The organism is Nocardioides sp. (assembly GCF_036267815.1).
Lineage (GTDB): Bacteria > Actinomycetota > Actinomycetes > Propionibacteriales > Nocardioidaceae > Nocardioides.
This window is the reverse complement of sequence record NZ_DATAVI010000035.1, coordinates 112,738-127,739: the sequence shown is the minus strand read 5'-3', so window position 1 is coordinate 127,739 and position 15,002 is coordinate 112,738. Positions and strand designations below refer to the sequence as shown.

At 73.0% G+C, this 15,002-nt stretch carries 15 protein-coding genes; 5 read left to right on the top strand and 10 right to left on the bottom strand.

The genetic code is table 11. The features are described 5' to 3' along the window. The first annotated feature begins 1 nt into the window (after nt 1). Nucleotides 2–1,168: an acyl-CoA dehydrogenase family protein gene (locus VHW64_RS05935; RefSeq protein WP_329649595.1), complete on the top strand. Its 1,167-nt coding sequence runs from the start codon at nt 2–4 to the stop codon at nt 1,166–1,168. A gap of 34 nt (nt 1,169–1,202) precedes the next feature. Here the strand turns inward: VHW64_RS05935 and VHW64_RS05930 are convergent, their stop codons facing one another. After that, on the bottom strand, nt 1,203–1,397 hold the full coding sequence (locus VHW64_RS05930; RefSeq protein WP_329649594.1) for a hypothetical protein: 195 nt from the start codon (nt 1,395–1,397) through the stop codon (nt 1,203–1,205). Nucleotides 1,398–1,579: 182 nt separating this feature from the next. Between VHW64_RS05930 and VHW64_RS05925 the strand changes: the two genes are divergently transcribed. Next, entirely contained in the window at nt 1,580–2,521 is a 942-nt protein-coding gene (locus VHW64_RS05925) for a homocysteine S-methyltransferase family protein (RefSeq protein ID WP_329649593.1), read from the top strand. Here the strand turns inward: VHW64_RS05925 and VHW64_RS05920 are convergent. The 9 genes from VHW64_RS05920 to VHW64_RS05880 form a co-directional block, all read right to left on the bottom strand. Next, on the bottom strand, nt 2,481–3,050 hold the full coding sequence (locus VHW64_RS05920; RefSeq protein WP_329649592.1) for a protein-L-isoaspartate O-methyltransferase family protein: 570 nt from the start codon (nt 3,048–3,050) through the stop codon (nt 2,481–2,483). The genes VHW64_RS05925 and VHW64_RS05920 overlap by 41 nt on opposite strands. A 47-nt stretch (nt 3,051–3,097) precedes the next feature. Next, complete coding sequence (locus VHW64_RS05915) at nt 3,098–3,874, bottom strand: DUF1295 domain-containing protein (protein WP_329649591.1); 777 nt, start codon at nt 3,872–3,874, stop codon at nt 3,098–3,100. Beyond that, on the bottom strand, nt 3,871–5,187 hold the full coding sequence (locus VHW64_RS05910; protein WP_329649590.1) for a cyclopropane-fatty-acyl-phospholipid synthase family protein: 1,317 nt from the start codon (nt 5,185–5,187) through the stop codon (nt 3,871–3,873). Before VHW64_RS05910 ends, VHW64_RS05915 begins: the two co-directional genes overlap by 4 nt. Beyond that, on the bottom strand, nt 5,184–6,470 hold the full coding sequence (locus VHW64_RS05905; RefSeq protein ID WP_329649589.1) for a cyclopropane-fatty-acyl-phospholipid synthase family protein: 1,287 nt from the start codon (nt 6,468–6,470) through the stop codon (nt 5,184–5,186). Before VHW64_RS05905 ends, VHW64_RS05910 begins: the two co-directional genes overlap by 4 nt. Next, nucleotides 6,467–8,479, bottom strand: coding sequence for an FAD-dependent oxidoreductase (locus VHW64_RS05900; protein WP_329649588.1), 2,013 nt, complete (start codon nt 8,477–8,479; stop codon nt 6,467–6,469). The genes VHW64_RS05905 and VHW64_RS05900 overlap by 4 nt, the downstream gene beginning before the upstream one ends. Next, on the bottom strand, nt 8,476–9,228 hold the full coding sequence (locus tag VHW64_RS05895) for an anti-sigma factor (protein WP_329649587.1): 753 nt from the start codon (nt 9,226–9,228) through the stop codon (nt 8,476–8,478). The genes VHW64_RS05900 and VHW64_RS05895 overlap by 4 nt, the downstream gene beginning before the upstream one ends. Beyond that, nucleotides 9,225–9,839 (bottom strand): ECF RNA polymerase sigma factor SigK, encoded by a 615-nt coding sequence (sigK, locus tag VHW64_RS05890; RefSeq protein ID WP_329649586.1) that lies wholly within the window; start codon nt 9,837–9,839, stop codon nt 9,225–9,227. Before sigK ends, VHW64_RS05895 begins: the two co-directional genes overlap by 4 nt. A gap of 63 nt (nt 9,840–9,902) precedes the next feature. Further along, nucleotides 9,903–10,532 (bottom strand): fasciclin domain-containing protein, encoded by a 630-nt coding sequence (locus tag VHW64_RS05885; protein WP_329649585.1) that lies wholly within the window; start codon nt 10,530–10,532, stop codon nt 9,903–9,905. Nucleotides 10,533–10,644: 112 nt separating this feature from the next. Continuing rightward, the gene (locus VHW64_RS05880; protein ID WP_329649584.1) at nt 10,645–12,201 is read right to left on the bottom strand and encodes a molybdopterin-dependent oxidoreductase; all 1,557 of its coding nucleotides are present in this window, start codon (nt 12,199–12,201) and stop codon (nt 10,645–10,647) included. A 127-nt stretch (nt 12,202–12,328) separates the two neighbouring features. Here VHW64_RS05880 and VHW64_RS05875 point away from each other — a divergent pair, with 127 nt between their 5' ends. The 3 genes from VHW64_RS05875 to VHW64_RS05865 are packed head-to-tail and all read left to right on the top strand — an operon-like array spanning nt 12,329 to nt 14,979. After that, nucleotides 12,329–13,078, top strand: a complete 750-nt coding sequence (locus tag VHW64_RS05875) for an enoyl-CoA hydratase-related protein (RefSeq protein WP_329649583.1) — start codon at nt 12,329–12,331, stop codon at nt 13,076–13,078. Nucleotides 13,079–13,114: 36 nt separating this feature from the next. Continuing rightward, entirely contained in the window at nt 13,115–13,693 is a 579-nt protein-coding gene (locus tag VHW64_RS05870) for a SigE family RNA polymerase sigma factor (protein ID WP_329649582.1), read from the top strand. Beyond that, entirely contained in the window at nt 13,690–14,979 is a 1,290-nt protein-coding gene (locus VHW64_RS05865; RefSeq protein WP_329649581.1) for a hypothetical protein, read from the top strand. The genes VHW64_RS05870 and VHW64_RS05865 overlap by 4 nt, the downstream gene beginning before the upstream one ends. Nucleotides 14,980–15,002 lie beyond the last annotated feature (23 nt).

The window sequence follows — 15,002 nt, the reverse complement described above, 5'->3', positions numbered from 1 at the left end:
CATGACGCGCTACACCGAGACCGAGGAGCGTCAGACGCTCCGCCGAGAGGTGGCCAGGCTGGCCGGCAAGTACGGCCGGGCGTGGTTCACCGAGCGGGCCCGCGCTGGCGAGAAGACCACCGACCTCTGGCTCGAGATCGCCCGGCAGGGGTACCTCGGCATCAACATCCCCGAGCAGTACGGCGGCGGCGGGGGCGGCATCGGCGACACCGCGGCCGTCTGCGAGGAGCTCGCGGCGCAGGGCTGCCCGCTGCTGATGATGGTCGTGAGCCCGGCGATCTGCGGCAGCATCATCACCCGTTACGGCACCGAGGAGCAGAGGCGCCGCTGGCTGCCCGGTATCGCCGACGGGACCGGGACCGTGGCCTTCGCCATCACCGAGCCGGACGCCGGCACCAACACCCACGACATCGCCACGACTGCCCGACGCACCGACGACGGGTGGGTGCTGAACGGGCGCAAGATCTACATCTCCGGCGTCGACGAGGCCGAGCACGTGCTCGTCGTGGCCCGCACCGAGGACGCCCGCACCGGACGGCTGCGCCCGGCGCTGTTCGTCGTCCCGACCGCCGTCGAGGGTCTGGAGTACCGCGCGATCCCGATGGAGATCGTGAGCCCGGAGCAGCAGTTCCAGGTCTTCCTCGACGACATCTCGCTGCCCGCGGACGCCCTCGTCGGCGACCCGGACGCCGACGACGGGCTCGCACCGCTGTTCGCGGGGCTCAACCCCGAGCGGATCATGGCGGCGTCGTTCTCGACCGGGCTGGCCAGGTTCGCGCTCGACCGGGCCGCGGCGTACGCCCGGGAGCGGGCCGTGTTCGGGGCGCCCATCGGCACCCACCAGGCGGTCTCGCACCCACTGGCGCAGTCGAAGATCGAGGTGGAGCTGGCGCGGCTGATGACCCAGAAGGCGGCCGCCCTCTACGACGCGGGCGACGACCTGGGGGCGGCCGAGGCCGCGAACATGGCGAAGTACGCCGCGGCGGAGGCCGCCTGTGACGCCGTCGACCGGGCCGTGCAGGCCCACGGCGGCAACGGGATCACCCAGGAGTACGGCATGGCCGGCCTGCTCGTGGCGACCCGGGCCGGCCGGATCGCCCCGGTGACCCGCGAGATGATCCTGAACTTCGTGGCCATGCACTCCCTCGGCCTGCCCAAGAGCTACTGAGGCTCACCGCGAGTCACCACCCGGCGCAGGTGCCTCAGGCCGACCAGAGGGTCGCTTCCTCGAGCCAGTCGGCGGTGGGCAGGACGCCGCGCAGCTCGGGCCGTCGGGCCAGCAGGTCGGAGACGCCGCTGGCCGACCGGGCCTCGCGCTCGCGGGCGGCGGCGCCCCGGTCGGGCTTGGGTCCGGTCCTGGCCGACTGGTGCTTCTCGACGTTGGCGACGACGGTCATGGGACCAGCCTGGCGCGGGACTGTTGCCGCGTCCCGACTTCACGTGAACACTGCGTGAAGACCTTCGAGGGTGCAGGCCCCTCGAGGTGAGGACCTTCGAGGGTGCAGGCCCCTCGAGGTGAGGACCTTCGAGCAGATCTCGAGCCCGGGCCCCGCCCCGCGGTCAGGTGAGGAGCGGCCCCGTGAGCGGTTCCTGGCGATGGGTCACCGACGGTGGCCTGGAGACCGACCTGATCTTCCACCGGGGTGTCGAGCTGCGGGAGCTCGCGGCGTACCCGCTGGTGCGCAGCCCGGACGGTCGCGACCTCCTGCGCGCCTACTACGAGGGGTACGCCGAGATCGCCGAGACGGTCGGGGCGGGCCTGCGGCTCGAGGCGCCGACCTGGCGGGCGAACCCCGACTGGGCCGCCAGGCTCGGCGACGGGTCCGCGGCTCTCGACGCGGTCAACCGTGCGGCTGTCGAGCAGCTTCGCGAGCTCGCCGGTGAGTGGAGCGGTCGCGTCGAGGACACGACCGTGGCCGGGATCGTGGGCCCCCGCGGCGACGGCTACGCCAGGGGTGAGGCGGCCACGGCGGAGGAGGCCGCCGAGTACCACGCGCCGCAGGTCGCGGCCTTCGCGGCGGCCGGCGCCGACGAGGTCGTCGCCATGACCATCGCCGGCGCCGCCGAGGCGCTCGGGATCGCCTGGGCCGCAGAGTCCGCCGGAGTTCCCGCGGTCATCTCCTTCACCGTCGAGACGGACGGACGCCTGGCTGACGGCTCGGCGCTCGCGGAGGCCGTGAGGACCGTGGACCGGGGCGGCCGCCCGGCGTACTTCATGGTCAGCTGCGCCCACCCTGCCCACGTGCTGCCCGCGGTCGCCGGTGGAGGCGACTGGCTCGAGCGGATCCGCGGGATGCGGTGCAACGCCTCGACCCTGAGCCATGCCGAGCTCGACGAGGCCGAGACCCTCGACGAGGGGGACCTCGGCCTCCTGGTGTCGGCGCACCGGCAGCTCGAGCAGCTCCTCCCGGCCCTGGAGGTGGTCGGTGGCTGCTGCGGGACCGACGCCCGCCACGTGGCCGCGCTCTGGGGTCTCGGACTCAGCGCAGCGGGACGAACCGGTACGACCCGTGGCGGGTGATGCCCAGGCCGCGCATCGACGAGGAGACCCGGAGCATCGTGCCGGCGACGGGGATCACCAGCACGCCGCCGGTGTGCAGCTGCGAGACGAGCTCCGCGGGCAGCTCGCGGGCCATCGCCGAGACCAGGATCCGGTGGTACGGCGCCGCGTCGGGCAGTCCGAGCGCGCCCGGCGTCGCGTCGTAGATCTCGGCCCACGGGACGCCGGCCCGGTCGAGGTTGGCCCGGCCCAGGTCGCAGAGGTCCGGCTCGAGCTCGATGCCGAGGACCCGTCCGGTCGGGCCGGTGAGCCGCGCGAGTAGGGCCGTCGTCCAGCCCGAGCCTGACCCGACGTCCAGGATCCGATGACCTGGACGCACGTCCAACAGTCTCAGCATCGCCTCGACGGTGCTCGGCTGGGAGCTGGTCTGGCCGTGTCCGATCGGCAGCGGTCCGTCGTGGCCGGCCCTGGCCCGCTGGTCCGCCGGCAGGAACTCGGCCCGCGGGGTCGCGACGAGCGCCTGCCCCACCGGGTCCCTCCCACCGGTCATCCACCCACGCTACGCCGGCAGGGTTGCGGGGGTGGCGATGCGCCGGGTCAGCGTCTTGGCGGCCGGGGGACGAAGAGAGGGACCCGGGCGGCGTACTCGTCCCAGCCCGGTCGCTGGGACATGGTCTGCTCCAGCAGCTTCGCGCCGGTCACGTTGCGCAGGAAGTGGGTCATCGCCACCGGCGCCAGGACCGAGACCAGGCCCGGCCACCAGCCGGAGGCGGCACCCCCGGCGAGCCAGATGCCCCACCAGAGCAGGGCGTCACCGAAGTAGTTGGGATGGCGGGTCCAGCCCCACAGGCCGCGGTCCATCACCCGGGGCCGGTCCGGGTCGCGCTTGTACGCCGCGAGCTGGGCGTCGCCGACCGTCTCGACGACCGTGCCCGCCGCCCAGACCACGACACCCACCCAGACCAGCCACGAGACCGCGACGTCCCAGTGCGCGGCGGCCATGACCGGCAGGGCCAGGAGGCAGATCGCCAGTCCCTGGGGGAGATACACCTTGCGTACGGCGGCACGCGGCCCCGCGCCTGCGAGCAGCTCGGCGTATCTCGGGTCCTCGCCCTGGCCCCGCGCCCGGTCGAAGACGTGTCGCGACAGCCGGCCGCCCCACAGGAGCACCATCGCCGCCAGGACCCACCGGCGCCAGGGCGTCGCCGTGCCGGCCAGGGCGGCCGCGAGGGCGAGCACCGCCAGCGCCAGGCCCCACGTCACGTCGACCACGGAGACCCGGCCGGCCCGCCGGGCGGCGTAGGCCGTGACCACCATCGCCAGCGCGGCCACGCCGACGGCGAGCAGAGCCAGGCCCCACCAGGAGCCGATCACCAGGCACGCTCCGCGGGCAGTCCGTTCGCCGCGCCGGGCCGGACGCACAGGATCTGGTCGACGCCCATCCGCCCGTCGCGGAACGCCAGCGCGCCGCCGACGAGGTAGAGGCGCCAGACCCGGACCACCTCCTCGCCCACCAGCGCGGTGAGCTCGGCGAGGTTGAGCTCGAAGCTCTCCAGCCAGCCGGCGACGGTGCGCACGTAGTGCTCCCGCAGGGCGTGCACGTCGCGCACCTCCAGACCGCCTCGCTCCAGGTAGGCGACGGTCTCGCCCACGGGGCGCATGTGCATGTCCGGGGCGATGAAGGACTCGATGAAGGGTCCGCCGCCGGGGTGCCGACCGGTCCGCGACATCTGCTGGACCAGGACGCGACCGCCGGGCCGGACCGAGCGCCGCAGCGCCTCGACGTAGGTCGGGTAGTTGCGCTCGCCGACGTGCTCGCCCATCTCCAGGGATCCCACCGCATCGAAGAGGTCCCGCTCCGGGATCTCTCGGTAGTCCTGGAGCCGGATGTCGACCAGATGCTCCAGACCGCGCTCGGCGACCCGGCCGTCGACGAGCTGCTTCTGCTCCCGCGAGATCGTCACCCCGACGACCTTCGCGCCGAAGTGCTCGGCGGCGTGCAGGGACAGCGATCCCCAGCCGCAGCCGACATCGAGCATCGTGCGCCCGGGGCCGAGGTCGAGCTTGCGGCAGACCAGGTCCAGCTTCGCGCGCTGCGCCGATGCGACGTCCTCGTCGGGGTCCTCGCCGTAGTAGGCGCACGAGTAGGCCATCGAGGGGTCGAGGATCAGGGCGTAGAACTCGTTCGACAGGTCGTAGTGGTGGCTGATCGCACGGCGGTCGCGGCTTCGGGTGTGGAGCCGTCCGCGCACCTGGGCCTGCGAAGCCGGCGGCGGCAGCGGGCGGCCCAGGACCCCGATGCTCCGCAGCGTGCGCACCCCCTGCGCAAGGGCTGCGGGGCTCGGCCGCCCGGTGACCCCGCGCTCGCGACCGACCGCGAAGGCATGGGTGAGGGCGGCCTCCAGGTCGCCGGGCACGTCCAGCTCCGCGGTCACGTAGGCCTGCGCCGCGCCGAGCTCGCCCGGGTGCCACAGCAGCCGGCGCAGCGCGTCGGGTGAGCGCAGCTCTACCAGCGGTGCGTCCGGCGGCCCGGCCTCGGAGCCGTCCCAGGCGCGGAGCCGGACCGGCAGGTCACCGCCGACGAAGGGTCGCGCGGCGGCCGCGAGCTCGCCGGCCACGCCCGCGGGTCGAGCGTCCGTCGTACGCCGGAAGCACGACGTCGTCGGCGTGCTCGTCGGGGCGGTCATCGGGGGCCCGTCCGGGTCAGGACGAGCTGGTTGACGTCGAGGTATCCCGAGGCGAAGCCGGCGCGGGAGTACTCCAGGTAGAAGTGCCACATCCGCACGAACGTGTCGTCGAAGCCCAGCCGCAGCACGGCATCGCGAGCGGACAGGAAGCGGTCGTCCCACTGGCGCAGGGTCTCGGCGTAGTGGGAGCCGAACGACAGCTCCTCGGCGACGTGCAGCGAGGTGTGCCGCCGGGTGATGTCCTTGATCGCCTCGACCGACGGCAGGAACCCGCCCGGGAAGATGTACTTGTTGATCCAGGTGTAGGTACGCCGCGTGGCCAGCATCCGCTCGTGCGGCATGGTGATCGCCTGGATCCCGATCCGCCCTCCCGGAGCCGTCACCGTGTCGAGGATCTGGAAGTAGCTGGTCCAGAAGTCGTAGCCGACCGCCTCGATCATCTCCACCGAGAGCACCACGTCGTAGGTGGTCTCCGGCGGCAGGGCGCGGTAGTCGAGCAGCTGCACGGTCACCCGGTCGGCGAGCCCCTCGGTGGCGATCCGCCTCTCGGCCAGGTCGCGCTGCTCGGTGGACAGGGTGATCGTGTGGACGACCGCGCCGCGCCGCGCGGCCCGGATCGCCAGCTCGCCCCAGCCCGTGCCGATCTCGAGGACCGTGGTCCCCGGGCCGACGCGGGTCCGGTCGAGCAGGCGGTCGATCTTGCGTGCCTGGGCCGCTGCCAGGTCCGCACCCTGCTCGGGAGCGGACATCCCGGAGAGCTCGCCGCGGGTCAGCTCGCTGCCCTCGAAGAGCGCCGAGGAGTAGCTGAGGCCGGCATCGAGGAACTGCTCGAACAGCTCGTTGGACAGGTCGTAGTGATGGGCGATGTTGCGACGCGAGTTCGCCCGCGTGCTGCGCTCGTGCTTCGGCGGCCGCCGGACGGCGAGCGCGCGCAGGCGCTGGAGGACGTCGGGGACGAGCCGGGGCAGCTCCGCCGCGAGCACCGTCAGGAAGGCCCCGAGGTCGGGTGAGTCCCAGGCATCGGTGAGGTAGGACTCGCCGAAGCCGATCAGCGCGCCCCGGCCCAGACGCCGGAAGAACTCGTCGGGCCGGTGCACGGTCATCTCCGGACCGCCGCGGCCCAGGGTGCGCCCCTCCAGGTGCACGCTGACCGAGAGCCTGCTCACCCCGGCTTCGAACAGCCGCCGGGCGACGTAGGCCGACACGGCGGCCCGCGGACCGCTCGGGACCTGGCCCAGGTCGGGCCACTGGTCGATCGCGGGACGGTTGACCAGCGTGGTCATCGCCGACTCCCCTCGTGGTCCTGGTGATGCCCGGCGTCGTGGCCCTCGGGCCGGGGCCGCACGGGGAGACGGCGCAGCCAGAGGGCGATGCCGTGCACGCGGATCAGCGTGGAGGCGCGAAGCGCGGCCGTCGCCGCCCGCCGTGGGGTGGCCCGGGAGCGCCGCCCGGCCAGGGAGGCGCTGAAGGTCGCGCCGTCGTCGGTGTGCAAGGAGACGGCGATCAGCAGGTCGTCGCCGGGGACCGGCACCCGCACGTCGTACCACCCGTCGGTGCCGTGGAACGGCGAGACGTAGAGCTCCTTGGCGACCCGTGCCCGGCCCTGGTCGTCAGGGTGGACGAGGTAGGCGTGCCGGCCGCCGTAGGTGTTGTGGACCTCGACGACGACCCCGGCCAGGTGCTGCTCGCGGTCGAAGCACCAGAAGACGCTGATCGGGTTGAAGCAGTGGCCGAGTGCTCGCGCGTTGGCCGCCATCAGGATGCGGCCGTCCGCGACGTCGACCCCGCGGTCCGAGAGGAACGCGTCGAGGTTGGCGCGGAGCGGGGCGCCGGGGTCGCCGACGTGGTCGCGTGCCTCGAACCTGCCGAGCACGCCATGGTCGGGAAGGTCGTCGAGGTCGACGACCCAGGTGTGCGCGCGGCTCTCGAAGCCGCGGCGCCACGGCGTGCGGCGGGTGTGCCGGATGCGGGTCTGGTAGATCCCCGGCTCCGTGACCGGAGGTGCCGCGGGCGCTGCCGTCGAGGGCGACCCCCAGGACAGGCCGAGCCGCGAAGCCGCTGCGGCGCCGGAGCGGGCGCCGTCCTCGTGGAAGCCCCAGCCGTGGTAGGCACCCGCGAACGCGATGCGCGTGGTGTCGGCCTCCGGCAGCCGCCGCTGCGCCGCGACGGAGTCCGGAGTGTAGAGGGGATGGGCGTACTCCATCCTCGCCACGACCAGCTCGGGGTCGACGAGGTCATCGCCGCCGAGGGTCACCAGGTAGTGGGTCGAGGTGGCGAGCCGCTGGAGCCGTGTCAGGTCGTAGGTGACGGTCACGGCGCCGCGGTCGGTGCCCCGCGGTCGCAGGAAGTTCCAGGAGGCCCGGGCCCGCTCGGCCTTGGGCAGCAGCGAGGTGTCGGTGTGCAGCAATGCGGTGTTCGCCGAGTACGTGATCGCGCCGAGGGTGCCCCGCTGCGCTGCCGTCGGCTCGACGAGCATCGCCAGCGCCTGGTCCGGATGGGTGGCGACCACGACCGCGTCGTACGTCGTGGTGGTGCCGTTGCCGTCGGTGACCCGCACCCCGTCGGGCGTCTCGAGGATCCCGGTGACCTTGGTGCCGAGGCGCACGTCGTCAAGACGCGCGGTGACCGCCGCGACGTACTCGCGGGAGCCGCCGGTGACGGTGCGCCACTCGGGTGAGCCGGTGCTGGACAGCATCCCGTGGTGGGCCAGGAACTCGAAGAGGTACCGAGCCGGGTAGTCCAGTGCCAGCGCCGGGTCGCAGGACCAGACGGCCGCGACGAGCGGCTCCATGAACTGGCGGCGGAAGCCTGCCGAGAACCCGCCAGCATCCAGGAAGTCCCGCAGCGTGGAGTCTTCGCAGGGGGAGGTCTCGGTGAGCAGGCGCCGGGCCTGCCGGTGGAACCGCGGGACCTCGGCCAGCATCCGCAGGTACGCCGGCCGGCCGAGGTTGCGCGCGGACGGGAACAGCCCGCGCGCGCCCAGCGCGCCGGCGTACTCCAGACCGCTGGCCTCGTCGCGCACCGACATCGACATCTCCGAGGGCTGCGTGGCGATGCCGAGCTCCCCGAAGAGCCGGAGCAGCGTCGGGTACGTGCGCCGGTTGTGCACGATGAACCCGGTGTCGATCGCGAGCCCGTCGACGTCGTGGGTGTCGGCGTGCCCGCCCGGACGCGGGTCGGCCTCGTAGAGCGTGACGTGGGCCGTGTGGGCCGCGACGTGCGCGGCCGTGAGCCCGGCCACGCCGGATCCGACCACCGCGACGCGTCGCCGGAGGGGCGGGTGCGCGGTCATGCCGAGCTGGAGCCTGACGCGCCCGAGCTCAGCGGGAAGAGCGCGACCGGCTGCGTGGTCGGCTTCTTGGAGCCGCCCGCCGGCTCGACGCTGACCGCAGCGGCCTTGGCCGTGGTCGGGTCACCGCTCAGCAGGGTCGCCTGGTGGCTGTCCGGCATCAGACCGGCCGAGACCATGCCCTCGCCCGGCTCCTGGAGCCACAGCTGGTAGGTCTTGCCGGCCGGCGGCTCCGGCACGGCCTCGCCGACCATGACGGCCCGCTTCAACGACGCCGAGCGCACGAGCGTGAGCTCGCCGTGTCCGCCGGGAAGCTTCTCGGTGGTCTTCACCGCGTCGGGCGCGTGGAGCACCTGGTCGGCCAGGGTGGTCTGCCCGGAGGTCCACGGATGCCACGCGAACGCGCCGGCGGTGACCAGGACGAGCACCGCGGCCGCGGCGACGAGCATCGGCAGCGTCCGCCGGCGCAGGGTCACGACCGTGGAGACAGGCCCCGCTGTCTCGACAGCAGCAGTCTCCGGAGGAAACGGCCGCACCTGGCTGATCCCGGCGAGCACGCCCGCCCGGAGGGACGCCGGCGGCACCGGCTCCGTCTCCGCCTCGGTCATGATCGCGGTGGTCTCCCGGAACGACTGGACCTCCGCTCGGCAGGCCGCGCACTGGGCCAGGTGCCTCTCGAACTGGACCCGCTCGAAGTCGTCGAGGGCGTCGACCGCATAGGCACCCGAAAGTGCGTGGATGTCGCTGCTCATGCCTGCGCCACCTCTCCGACGCCCAGTGCGTCTCTCATGCGGATCAGACCATCCCTGATCCGGGTCTTGGCGGTCCCGATCGGAAGATCGAGCAGCGCGGCCACCTCGGTATGGGTGTATCCCCCGAGGAAGGCCAGCTGCACCGCCTCTCGCTGCTTGATGGTGAGTCCCGCCAGCGCTGACCGCACCCGAGTCGCCTCGAGCGACGCGGTCGCGGCCTCGGCGGTCTCGTCGTGAGCCACGGCGATCTCCCGGTGTCCGTACGCCGTGTCCCGCCGGCTGGCGGCCTCGGCCGACCGCACCCGGTCGACCGCCTTGCGGTGGACGACCGTGAGCAGCCAGGACACGGCACTGCCCTTGGCCGGGTCGAACCTCGCCGCATGTCGCCAGCAGTCCAGGTAGGCCTCCTGGGTGACCTCCTCGGCCTGTGCCCGGTCGCGCAGCACCCGGACGGCCAGGCCGTACGCGCGAGCCGAGGTGGCGTCGTACCAGAGCGCGAAGGCGCTCTCGTCGCCACGGCTCGCCCGCCTCAGCAGGTCGGCGAGGCGCGCCCCCAGGGACCCGCCCTCCACGGAGGGCGGGTCCTCGGGCACCTGGCTCAGGTGGCTCACGTCGTGATCCTTGCCTGTCGGGGGTCGGCTGTCAGCGTCTGTCGTCGGACGGTCTGTACCCCGTCACATCGTCGGCATCAGGACCGAGCCGATGATGTAGACCGTCGCATTGGCCGTCGAGACGTTGCCGCACACGATCGAGGCCTTCTGCTTGCCGACCGTGTAGTCGTCGTTCGATCCGCTGATCGTGAGCTTGCCGCCCTCGAGGGTCTTGTGGGTCCCGGCCAGCTGGTCGGGCGCGATCTTCCCGGCCACGACGTGGTAGGTGAGGATCTTGGTCAGCTCGGCCTTGTTGGCCAGCACCGCCTTCAAGGTCTTGGGCGGGATGGCGCTGAACGCGTCGTTGTCCGGTGCGAAGACGGTGATCGCCTTCTGAGAGTTGAGCGTGTCGACCAGCCCTGCCTTCGTGACGGCGGCGACCAGGGTCGAGAGCACCGGGTTGGCGCTGGCGGCCGAGGCGACCGGCGCGGTGGCCATGCCCTGGAACGAGCCGGCGCCGCTCTTCGGCACCGCGGCGCAGCCCGACCCGAAGGTCTGGGAGGCGGCGCTCGTGCCACCGTTCGTGCCGGTGCCTCCGGTCGTGCCGGCGTCGCCGGAAGCCGAGCTGCTGTTCGAGCTGCCACAGGCGGCCAGGCCGAGGGTGGCCCCCAGGGCCAGCGCGGCGATCCCCGAGCGTCGGAGCGTGGTGTTCATGGTGACCTCTTCTGTTGCTGGTGCGGTTGGCTTCTTCTTGGGTGGTGCGTCGGGAGTCGTTCGTGGCCGGGGGCCACCCGGATGGGTCCTCTCACCGGGTGGGGGGTGTGGCTCACGCCACGGAGACGACCAGCTTCTGGAGGCCCGAGGAGCCGTTCGGGAACGGCGTCGCGCGGACCGCGGTCTGGACGTTGCCCTTCTTGTCGGTCGCACGACAGGAGAGCTGATGTGAGCCCGGGTCGGCGTTCCAGGGCAGGTACCACTGGCGCCAGTAGTCGTTGCCCGCGCTGGGGCCGAGCGTCGCCGGTCGCCACGGCCCGCCGTCGATCTGCACCTCCACCTTGGCCACGCCCACGGGCTGCGCCCAGGCGACGCCGCCGATGAGCGCGCGTCCCCCTTTCACGTGCAGCCCGTTCGGGGTGTCGATGCGGCTCGCGACCTTGATCGGGGCGTCGGTCGCCCAGCCGCGGTGCGTCCAGTACGCCGTGTCGTCGTCGTAGGTCGTGAGTGTCATGCGCGTGATCCACTTGCAGGCGCTGATGAAGCCGTAGAGGCCGGGCACGACCATCCGCGCCGGGAAGCCGTGCTCGCGCGGCAACGGGTCGCCGTTCATGGCGACGGCGATCATCGCGTCCCGCCCGTCGGTGGCCAGGGCCAGCGGAGTGCTGATCGTCATCCCGTCGACGTCGGTCGACAGGATCTGGTCGGAGTGCGTCCCGACCCCCGCCCGGTCGAGGAGGTCGGTCAGGCGCACACCGAGCCACCGCGCGCCACCGACGTAGGGGCCGCCGATGTCGTTCGAGACGCAGGTCAGGGTGATGTCGCGCTCGATGAGCGGCATCGCCAGCAGGTCCTCGAAGCTCCACGACTGCTGGTTGCCGACATCGCCGTCGACGGTGAGGGACCACGACGAGGCGTCGACGATCGGCAGCGTGAGGCGGGTGTCGACGCGGTAGAAGTCGGCGTTCGAGGTGCGCAGCGGGGTGATCCCCGCGACCTTGTCGTCGAGCCCGCGGGGGAACGGACCCGCCTTGCTGTGCGGCCTGGGCAAGGTGATGTTGCCGATGGCCTCGCGCGAGCGGGCGACCAGCCGTCCGGCATACTCGCCGGCCGCCGCCACCGCGGCGACGCCGGCCACCCCGAGCAGCAGCCCGCGTCGTCCCGGCCCCGGCGGCGCCGGCCCGGTGGAGCCGGCAGACCCACGGGGCGGGCCGGCTCCGAGCCCGGTACCGGGTACCACCGCCGCTCCGGTCTCCAGTCTCGTCAGGAGCCTGAGTGCGACCAGTCCGACGATGCCCGTCAGGACGCCGGGAAGGGCGTCGACGGGACGCACGACCGGCCGGGTCAGGGCGGCGTACAGCGCCACGGCCACCAGGAGTGACAGCAGCCCGGCGCCGAGACGGAACGACCGCTTCGCCAGCAGTCCGGCGACGCCGGCCAGCACGAGCACCCCGATCAGCACCGAGCCCACCAGGATCGTCTTGTCGTGGGTGCCGAAGTGGACGATCGCCCAGTCCTTCACCGGCGTCGGGGTGTGGTCGATCACCAGCTCCCCGACCGCGAGCACCGGAGACGCCGCGGGATCGGTCAGCGCGGCTGCCAGGTGCCCGACTCCCGAGCCGGTCAGGGCCGCGAGCACGCCGTACCCGGCGTATCTGAGCTTGGTCACACATCGTTGTTCGACGCCGGCCGCCTGGGGGATTGCACCGCCGGCGCCGCCCGTCGTCGCTCCCGCCTGGCTTGACGCCGTCCACGGCCAAGGCCGAGCGCCGGACGGGTTTGGCAGGATGCGGGGCATGCCCGATGAGCTGGTCCACTACGAGGTCGCCGACTCCGTCGCCACGATCACCCTCGACTCCCGGCACAACCGCAACGCCCTCTCGCGCCAGCTGGTGACCGAGCTGGTCGAGCGGCTCGGGCGCGCGGACGCCGACGACGAGGTCACGGTGGTCCTGGTGCGCCAGGAGGGGAGCGTGTTCTGCTCCGGCGCCGACATGTCGGAGGCGACCACCGACGGCATGGAGGAGGGTGCGCTGCGCATCGTCGCCCTCCAGCGGCTCGTCGCCACGATGGACAAGCCGGTGGTCACCCGCATCGCCGGTGCGGTGCGTGCGGGCGGCATCGGGATCGTGGCGGCCAGCGACGTCGCGATCGCCGCCGAGGACGCGACGTTCGCCCTCACCGAGGTGAGGCTGGGCCTGGCCGCGGCCATCATCTCGTTGACCGTGCACGCGCGGATGACGCCGCGAGCGGCTGCCCTGACCACGCTCGGGGGTGAGGTGTTCAGCGGTGAGCAGGCCGCGGCGTACGGTCTGGTCACCCGCGCCGTCCCCGCCGTCGAGCTCGATGACGTGGTCGCCGGCCTGTGCGCCACCCTGGCGTCCGGCACGGCACAGGGGCTGCGCGAGTCCAAGCGGATCCTCAACGCCGACCTCGTACGCCGCATCGACGCCCTCGGCGGTGAGATGGCCGCGCTCAGCGCCCGGCTCTTCGCCTCCGACGAGGCGCGTGCGGCGATGACCGCGTTCCTCCAGCGGAAGCGGTAGGCAACCATCGAGGCGGGTCACCGGGTATGACCCGACATGAGCACCACGACCGTCCTCGACTCGGGAGGCCGAGTGGGACCCGGTGACCAGGCAGCGACGGCGGCGCTCGACGAGTTCGTCGCCGCCCGCTCCGGGGCCCTGCTGCGCACCGCATACCTGCTGACACGTGACCACGCCCTGGCCGAGGACCTGCTCCAGACGGCCCTGACCAAGGCGTGGTTCGCCTGGCGCCGGATCCAGGGCGAGCCCGAGCCGTACGTCCGCAAGATCCTGGTCAACACCTACGCGTCGTGGTGGCGCAGGAGGTGGAACGGCGAGCAGCCGACCGAGACCCTCCCCGAGCCAACGGCCGTGGACACCGTCGGTGACGCCGCGGAGCCGTCCGACCTCTGGACGGCGATGGGTCGGCTGCCCCGGCGGATGCGGGCGGTCCTCGTCCTGCGCTACTACGAGGACCTCACCGAGGCGCAGACCGCCGAGGTGCTGGGCTGCTCGGTCGGCACCGTCAAGAGCCAGGCCAGCAAGGCCCTGGCCAAGCTGCGCATCGACCCCGCCCTGGCCGAGCCGGGCGAGCCGGGCCCGGGCGCCACCGACGACGAAGGAGACCTGCGATGACCACGATCGCCGACCTGCGCCGGGTCCTCGACCAGCATGCCGACGAGGTCGGCGTCCCGCAGACCGTCGCCCGGACGGCCGGAGTCCACCAGCGCGTCGCCGCCGTGCGGCGTCGCCGGCGCGCGGTGGCAGTCGGCACGCTGGCCCTCGTCGTGCTCGGTGGAGCGGCGGTAGCCGTCGTGCCGCGACTCGGTCCCGCCCAGCCGGCGGCACCCACGCTCCTGGGCCGCAAGGCGCCGACGACCATGCACGCGCTCGGCTTCACCTATCGCACCGACGGCCACGGCGAGACGTTCGCCGGCTCGGGCTCCTTCCACCTCTCCGAGTCCGACCAGCCCCGGCTGTTCACGTGGACGACCAGCCCGCGGTCGTCGGTCGTGCTCGGCCTTCCCGACAACACCCGGTGGCACTCCCGCGAGTCGCGCTTCCGTGACTATGTCGTCGTGCCCGCGGGCGAGAGCGGGACCGTCCAGGTCTCGGCCCCCAACGGTCGCGTCGGGATCGCGTCGTACGACCTCACCGGCGCGCCGCCGCCGGGCTACACGAAGGCCGGGCTCACCTACCGCAGTGACGTCGCGGGCACGGCTCTCCTGCGGGCCATGGTCTCCGATCGAGGGCAGGTGGACCTGAGGGGATCCTTCAGCGTGCCCGACGGCGCGGTCGCCGTGGCGCCGGTCTGCTCCGGGCTGCCCGCCGACGACGTCATCCACCTCGCGTTCGACGGCTCCGAGCGGACCGAGGTCTCGGGGTCGCAGTGCGACTCCTCCGACTTCGCGGACGCCGGCTCGCACGTGACCTCGACGTTCTCCGCGGCCCTCAGGCCCGGGACCGAGCCCGGGACCGCCGCGACGATGCGGATGTGGGTCACCCACGGGGACGACGACACCCAGGTCGTCGCGGCGGGATCGGCGCCGGACCTGCGGATGGGCCTCGGCGTCTACGGATCGCTGCGTTCGGAGAGGGTCGGCGGCGACGACCTTCCCGATCGCGTGGAGTACCTCGGCCACACCTGGGCCCTGCGCACGATCGCCAACGGGTCGACCGGCGGGGTGCACCCCTCGCTCCCGGTCAGCAAGGTCGACCGGGTCATCGGCATCGCCTGGACGAACCACGGGCGCATCCGGGTGTCCTTCCACGCCGGGACAGCGAGCGGCGGTGGGGAGTTCAGCGGAGTGGGCAGCGGCTCGATCGGCGACCTGTGGGCGGCGGCCGGCACCACGCCGACCGTGACCCTGACCGGAGGGACGGGTCGGTACGGGATCGCCGCCTACGAGCGGATCGACTGACGCCGCGCGGGCCGGGGTCGCGG

Bases quoted from the DNA above. Each gene is read 5' to 3' on its own strand.
- VHW64_RS05885 (WP_329649585.1), bottom strand. From the start codon at position 10,532: ATGAACACCACGCTCCGACGCTCGGGGATCGCCGCGCTGGCCCTGGGG.
- VHW64_RS05870 (WP_329649582.1), top strand. From the start codon at position 13,115: ATGAGCACCACGACCGTCCTCGACTCGGGAGGCCGAGTGGGACCCGGT.
- VHW64_RS05920 (WP_329649592.1), bottom strand. From the start codon at position 3,050: ATGACCGGTGGGAGGGACCCGGTGGGGCAGGCGCTCGTCGCGACCCCG.
- VHW64_RS05895 (WP_329649587.1), bottom strand. From the start codon at position 9,228: ATGAGCAGCGACATCCACGCACTTTCGGGTGCCTATGCGGTCGACGCC.
- VHW64_RS05865 (WP_329649581.1), top strand. From the start codon at position 13,690: ATGACCACGATCGCCGACCTGCGCCGGGTCCTCGACCAGCATGCCGAC.
- VHW64_RS05900 (WP_329649588.1), bottom strand. From the start codon at position 8,479: ATGACCGCGCACCCGCCCCTCCGGCGACGCGTCGCGGTGGTCGGATCC.
- VHW64_RS05930 (WP_329649594.1), bottom strand. From the start codon at position 1,397: ATGACCGTCGTCGCCAACGTCGAGAAGCACCAGTCGGCCAGGACCGGA.
- VHW64_RS05910 (WP_329649590.1), bottom strand. From the start codon at position 5,187: ATGACCGCCCCGACGAGCACGCCGACGACGTCGTGCTTCCGGCGTACG.
- VHW64_RS05905 (WP_329649589.1), bottom strand. From the start codon at position 6,470: ATGACCACGCTGGTCAACCGTCCCGCGATCGACCAGTGGCCCGACCTG.
- VHW64_RS05875 (WP_329649583.1), top strand. From the start codon at position 12,329: ATGCCCGATGAGCTGGTCCACTACGAGGTCGCCGACTCCGTCGCCACG.
- VHW64_RS05935 (WP_329649595.1), top strand. From the start codon at position 2: ATGACGCGCTACACCGAGACCGAGGAGCGTCAGACGCTCCGCCGAGAG.